Genomic DNA, 5,796 nt, shown 5'->3' on the forward strand with positions numbered 1-5,796 from the left:
TACGACAGATTTTGGTTCTGTTTGTCTAGGTTCGAATCCTGGTCGGGCAACAAATATAAAACTCGGATTGTGGTACTCACAATCCGAATTTTTTTTAAATACACTCGAAGAGTAATGGCTTCACAATTTAATCCGGTAAAACTTTTCGCTGGCTCATCAACCAGAGAGCTTGCACAAAAAATTGCAAGTTTTTATGGCAACGCGTTAGGAGAAGTTACCTTATCCCGCTTTTCAGACGGAGAAATTCAACCTGGCTTTAATGAATCAGTTAGAGGATGTGACGTTTATCTTATTCAATCTACATCGCAGCCAAACGACAATATCTTTGAATTGTTGATGATGATTGATGCGGCAAAAAGAGCATCGGCTAATACGGTAAATGTGGTAATTCCTTACTTTGGCTATGCCAGACAAGACAGGAAAGATAGACCAAGGGTTGCCATTGGGTCGAAATTGGTTGCTAATCTTTTAACAGCAGCAGGTGCAAATCGTGTAATGACGATGGATTTGCATGCGGCCCAGATTCAGGGCTTCTTTGATATTCCGGTAGACCATTTAGATGCATCTGTCATCTTCGTCCCTTATATCAAAAGTTTGAATTTACAAAACCTGACTATTGCGTCGCCGGATATGGGCGGCTCTTACAGAGCAAGAACTTTTGCAAAGTTCTTTAACGCAGAAGTGGTTATTTGTGATAAAAGAAGAAAGAGAGCAAATGAGATTGAAGCAATGTCTATTATTGGTGATGTAACCGATGAAGATATTGTATTAATTGATGATATATGTGATACTGCAGGTACTTTATCTAAAGCGGCAGGATTGATTATGGAAAAAGGAGCGAGAAGCGTAAGAGCAGTTTGTACACATGCTGTACTTTCTGGTAAAGCTTACGAGACAATTGAAAACTCGGCTTTAACAGAACTGATTGTTACCGATACGATAGCTCCGAGAATCCAAAGTGATAAAATTAAAGTGTTGTCTACTGCCGAGCTTTTTGCAAAAGCAATTACAAGCGTAAATCAACACAGTTCTATAAGTGCACTTTTTAAAGTTTAATTAAATAATAAATAACAAAAATGAAAACTATCGCTATTAGCGGTTCTCCAAGAGAGAACGTAGGGAAACGCGACGCAAAGGAACTTCGTTACGAAGGTAGAGTTCCTGCGGTTTTATATGGTGGAACAGAGCAAATTCACTTCGCAGTAGATGCTCCATCATTAAGAGATCTTGTATATTCTCCAGATGTGCATTTTGCTGAACTGGAAGTTGGAGGTAAAAAAACTCAGGCTATCTTAAAAGATATTCAATTTCATCCATTAACAGAGAAAATCTTACACGTAGATTTCTTGCAATTATTTGATGACAAGAAAATCACGATGGAAATACCTGTGAAATTAACCGGTACTTCTCCAGGTGTTAAAGTGGGTGGTAAATTAGTTCAAAAATTACGTAAGTTAAGAGTGAATGCTTTACCTAAAGATATGCCTCAATATGTAGAAGTATCTTTAGAGCCATTAGAAGTAGGTAAATCAACTCGCGTACGTGATTTGAAACCAGAAAACTTTGCTATTACAAACGTAGGTGAAGATACTATCGTTTCTGTAATCATGTCTAGAGCATTGAAACAAGCAGAGCAACAAGCTGCAAAAGACGCTAAGAAAAAATAATCTTAACATCTTACAAAAAAAGGCAGGTTTTGATAAGAAGCCTGCCTTTTTTTATGGTAAATCTACTGTTATAATTAACCGCTATTTTCGTTGACAGAGACTTTAACCACCTTGTTTGCTGAGTTTTTTTATTGATTAGGCATTGGAACAAGTGCTTTAATTCTCTTGGCAGGTTTTTCTTTGTATAGATTAGATGTATTTTTTACTTTTAGCTTCCTACTTTTAATTTCAGGGTATGCGTATTTGGAATGCCAGATTTATAATTTTCTTCATCATCATATCCATTGCAGTTGCGCTGTATGGATATTTTGTTAAACAGGAAGAGCTTAATGCTGTTTTTATCGCCAGAGTTTTCTTTACCGGCTGTATTACAACTTTAATTTATTTTATTGTTGCGAGAAGGAACGAGAAAAAGATATCACAAAAAGACTAGTTCTTCGACAACAACTGTTCCTGCTTTTTCATTTAAGCTTTGAATAATCTGGGATCTCATCATTACCAGCTGATCCTTAACCACAGACGATTCTATTCTTATAAATAGTTTTTTATTAGAAATATAGATCTCCTTGGTTCTGTTAGCAACAGCTTTGCCTACTACCTCTTCCCATGAAGTAACTGCATACGTTTCGTCATATTTATGCTTCAGCTTATAGGCTTTTAGCATTTGCTCTAAAGCTTCTTTCAGCGTTTTGTCGTTAGTTCTGCTCATGATGGACTTGTTGCTCTTTGATGTTGAATAAATTGAGATCTACATCTATATTCCTGAAAACATCTTTTAATCTGGCGGAATTGGTGTCGGTAATGAAAATCTGACCGAAATCCTCCTCAGAGACCATTTTCATTAATTTAGTAATCCGCTTATCGTCCAGTTTATCAAAGATGTCGTCTAGCAGCAGCAAAGGTTTAAAACCTTTCTCCTGGTAAAGGAAGCTGTATTTTGCCAGTTTCAGGGCAATTAAAAAAGATTTCTGCTGACCTTGCGAACCGAATTTCTTTAGGGGCATCCTGTGTACGCTAAATATCAGTTCATCTTTATGGATACCTGTAGTTGTTCGTTGTAAAATCCTGTCTTTTTCTATTGCCTGTTGCAGCAATTCGGCAAAATTCCCTTTTTGCAAAGGCGAATCATAAACCAGTTCTACCAATTCGGCATCATCGGTAAGGTAAGAATAGTGCTGATTAAAAATAGGTGCAAACCTCTCCATAAATGCAGTACGCTTTTCGAAGATAATTTTACCCGAAGAAACCAGTTGTTCGTCAAATATTTCCAACAGATAAGGGTCATACTTGCCCGTTTCGGCAATTTTCTTTAATAAACTGTTTCTGTTAAGCAGGTTTTTGTTGTAAACAATAAGTTCGTCTAAGTATCGGGAATCTGTTTGGGAAATAACATTATCTATAAATTTCCTCCGTTCTTCGCTACCTTCCAGAATGAGTGCAATATCATTCGGCGAAATCATTACCAGAGGAAATAAGCCAATATGATCTGCAAGCCGCTGATACTCTTTTTTATTTCTCTTGAATTGCTTTTTCTGATTACGTTTAACTCCGCAGGCTACTGTTTCTTCATTTCCGTTCTTATCGAAGATACCCTGAATCATGAAGAGGTCTTTCTCTTGTTTGATCTGTTGGCTGTCAATAGGATTGAAGTAGCTTTTGCATAAGGCGAGATAATGGATAGCATCCAGTAAATTGGTTTTACCAGCACCATTATCACCCGAAAAGGCATTCGCACCTTCAGAAAATGAAAGTTCTGCTTCGTCGTAATTTTTGAAATTGATTAAAGAGATATGCTTAAGGTACATCTTGTGCAAATTTAAGAAGATAAAACGAGCTTTGTTAGGTTCTAAAGATTATTCTTTCAAAGCTTTTTAGTAATTTAGGAGTCGAAATAATCTTTATCAGAAAAACAGACTGTAGCTGATAAAGCTATATTCTGTTATATTACAATAAATTAATTGCAAAAAGGTTGTTGTTTTTAAGTAAAACACTATTTTTGCAATCCTTAATAATAGTGAAATGTCGAATACTCAAACTGAGCAAACAACACAGGTAGGAACGCCAAATTTAGGCCGTACAGGAAATTTTATTCAAGAAAACCGTAAGAGCTTATTAGTGATAGGTGGAACTATCGTTGGTTTGATTTTGTTATTCTTTGCTTATCAGAAATTTTATTTAGCGCCAAGAGAAGGAGAAGCTGTAGATCAGATGTACAAAGCGCAGCAATATTGGGAAGCTAAAGAATGGGATAAAGCCATTAAAGGTGATGGAAACTTTCCTGGATTTGAGAAAATCATTGCTGATTATGCAAATACAAAATCTGCAAACTTAGCATATTATTATTTAGGTATTGCTTACTTAAATAAAGGCGAATACCAAAAAGCAGCAGACAATTTAGTTAACTATAGCGGATCTGATGCGGTTATTGCCCCTTTAGCTTTGGGTAGTGCCGGAGATGCTTATACAGAATTGAAGCAATATGATGATGCTATTAATTACTATAAAAAGGCTGTATCTAAAGGTAATAATGAATTTGCTGCGCCTATTTATCTTAAGAAATTAGGCTTGGTTTACGAAGAGCAAAAGGATTTCAAATCTGCATTAGACGCTTATAACAAAATTAAAAGCGAATACCCTCAAAGCCAGGTTGCTTCTAATATAGATATGTATATTGCTAGAGCAGAGGGCAAGCAGGAAAGTAAATAAGTTTAAAAAACATCGATAAATAAAAGGTTAACTATATATTAGTTAACCTTTTTTACAATAATAACATGGCAAGTCATTTAAAAAACCTATCGGATTTTTCTCATACAACAGTCCCTTCTGCCGAACCATTTAAATTCGGTATTGTAGTAGCTGCATGGAACGCGGAGGTAACCGGTAAATTATATTCGGGGGCATATGATTCTTTATTAAAGTATGGAGCTAAAGAAGAACATATTGTTTCTGTTGAAGTTGCCGGAAGTTACGAGCTGATAGCCGCGGCAGATATTTTACTAACAAATAAGATGCTTGATGCTGTTATTTGTCTTGGATGTGTAATACAGGGAGAAACCCGTCATTTTGATTTTATCTGCGATGCCGTAGGTAATGGTCTGGCAAATGTAGGCATTAAACATACCAAACCTGTTATATTTGGTGTTTTAACTACCGATAATCAGGAACAAGCATTAGATAGAGCGGGTGGCAAACATGGTAATAAAGGAGATGAAGCTGCAATTACCGCAATAAAAATGGCAGATATGGCATCGAAATTGAAATAATATTATAACTATTACGTGTAATATTGTTACTTTTAAAAAAAATAAACATGAGAAAATTTATTTTTATAACCTTACTTTCTATAGCAACATTGTCTGTTTTGCAATCTTGCTCCTCTTCTAAGCTGTGTCCAGCTTATAATTCTTATCCAGAGGCCAGAGGAAGAAGATAAGAATACGATATTATATTTTGATTTTCTCGAATTTTTTTGAGGACTTTGCGCTATCATTGTGAAAATAGAAGCCTATGAACTGGATTAATTTAACCGAAGAGTCTCAGATACAGGAAATAAAAGCCAAAACTGGAAATTCAATTATTTTTAAGCATAGTACCAGATGTTCTATCAGCTTAATGGCAAAGAAGCGTGTTGAATTAGATGAAGATTTGCTTACAGATGAAGTAGATTGTTATTTTCTGGATTTATTAAGCTATAGGAATATATCTAATCTTATCGCCGATACCTTTCATGTCCATCATGAATCTCCGCAATTACTGGCTATAAAAAATGGGGAATGTGTGCTGGACCAATCTCACGGAGACATTTCGATTGAAGAAGCAATAGCCGAATTAAATGAGGCTTAGTGTCAATTATTGAAATGGATACCTGCGACTAATGAAGATCTGGTTGGGTATTAACAAGTTTGTTTGCCCTAACGGTCTCATCCATATCTAAATACTTACAACAAAACATGACTAAAGAACAACTACAGGATTTAAGAGACAGGGTAACGTCTCTGAGGAGGCATCTTTGACATTGATGCTAAATTAATTGAACTTCATCGCGAAGAAGCGATGACTTTAGAACCTACCTTTTGGGATAATCCCAAAGAAGCCGAAAAAATACTTCATACCATTAAGGTTAAAAAGA

At 35.8% G+C, this 5,796-nt stretch carries 8 protein-coding genes and 1 pseudogene; 7 read left to right on the forward strand and 2 right to left on the reverse strand.

The window, feature by feature from the left end; translation table 11 throughout:
* The first annotated feature begins 114 nt into the window (after positions 1-114).
* From ABWO41_RS14545 to ABWO41_RS14555, 3 genes are all read left to right on the forward strand, one after another.
* Positions 115-1,056 (forward strand): ribose-phosphate pyrophosphokinase, encoded by a 942-nt coding sequence (locus ABWO41_RS14545; protein ID WP_353139558.1) that lies wholly within the window; start codon positions 115-117, stop codon positions 1,054-1,056.
* Positions 1,057-1,076: 20 nt separating this feature from the next.
* Positions 1,077-1,667: a 50S ribosomal protein L25/general stress protein Ctc gene (locus ABWO41_RS14550; RefSeq protein WP_353139561.1), complete on the forward strand. Its 591-nt coding sequence runs from the start codon at positions 1,077-1,079 to the stop codon at positions 1,665-1,667.
* A gap of 235 nt (positions 1,668-1,902) precedes the next feature.
* On the forward strand, positions 1,903-2,100 hold the full coding sequence (locus tag ABWO41_RS14555; RefSeq protein WP_353139564.1) for a hypothetical protein: 198 nt from the start codon (positions 1,903-1,905) through the stop codon (positions 2,098-2,100).
* On the opposite strand, the gene ABWO41_RS14560 is transcribed toward ABWO41_RS14555, so the two are convergent.
* Positions 2,086-2,376: a DciA family protein gene (locus ABWO41_RS14560; RefSeq protein WP_353139567.1), complete on the reverse strand. Its 291-nt coding sequence runs from the start codon at positions 2,374-2,376 to the stop codon at positions 2,086-2,088. The two genes, ABWO41_RS14555 and ABWO41_RS14560, sit on opposite strands and share 15 nt — an antisense overlap.
* Positions 2,363-3,472 carry a DNA replication/repair protein RecF gene (gene recF, locus ABWO41_RS14565; protein ID WP_353139570.1) on the reverse strand — a complete coding sequence of 370 codons (1,110 nt, stop codon included), beginning with the start codon at positions 3,470-3,472 and terminating at the stop codon, positions 2,363-2,365. The genes ABWO41_RS14560 and recF overlap by 14 nt, the downstream gene beginning before the upstream one ends.
* 214 nt (positions 3,473-3,686) lie before the next feature.
* Here recF and ABWO41_RS14570 point away from each other — a divergent pair, with 214 nt between their 5' ends.
* The 4 genes and pseudogenes from ABWO41_RS14570 to prfB form a co-directional block, all read left to right on the forward strand.
* Complete coding sequence (locus ABWO41_RS14570) at positions 3,687-4,373, forward strand: tetratricopeptide repeat protein (protein ID WP_353139573.1); 687 nt, start codon at positions 3,687-3,689, stop codon at positions 4,371-4,373.
* 65 nt (positions 4,374-4,438) lie between these two features.
* The gene (gene ribH, locus ABWO41_RS14575) at positions 4,439-4,930 is read left to right on the forward strand and encodes a 6,7-dimethyl-8-ribityllumazine synthase (RefSeq protein ID WP_353139576.1); all 492 of its coding nucleotides are present in this window, start codon (positions 4,439-4,441) and stop codon (positions 4,928-4,930) included.
* 244 nt (positions 4,931-5,174) lie between these two features.
* Positions 5,175-5,510, forward strand: coding sequence for a bacillithiol system redox-active protein YtxJ (gene ytxJ, locus ABWO41_RS14580; protein WP_353139579.1), 336 nt, complete (start codon positions 5,175-5,177; stop codon positions 5,508-5,510).
* Between the two features lie 107 nt (positions 5,511-5,617).
* Positions 5,618-5,796, forward strand: a pseudogene (gene prfB / locus ABWO41_RS14585) (peptide chain release factor 2); the annotation flags it as partial.

This window comes from Pseudopedobacter sp. (assembly GCF_040392825.1).
Classification (GTDB): Bacteria; Bacteroidota; Bacteroidia; order Sphingobacteriales; family Sphingobacteriaceae; genus Pseudopedobacter.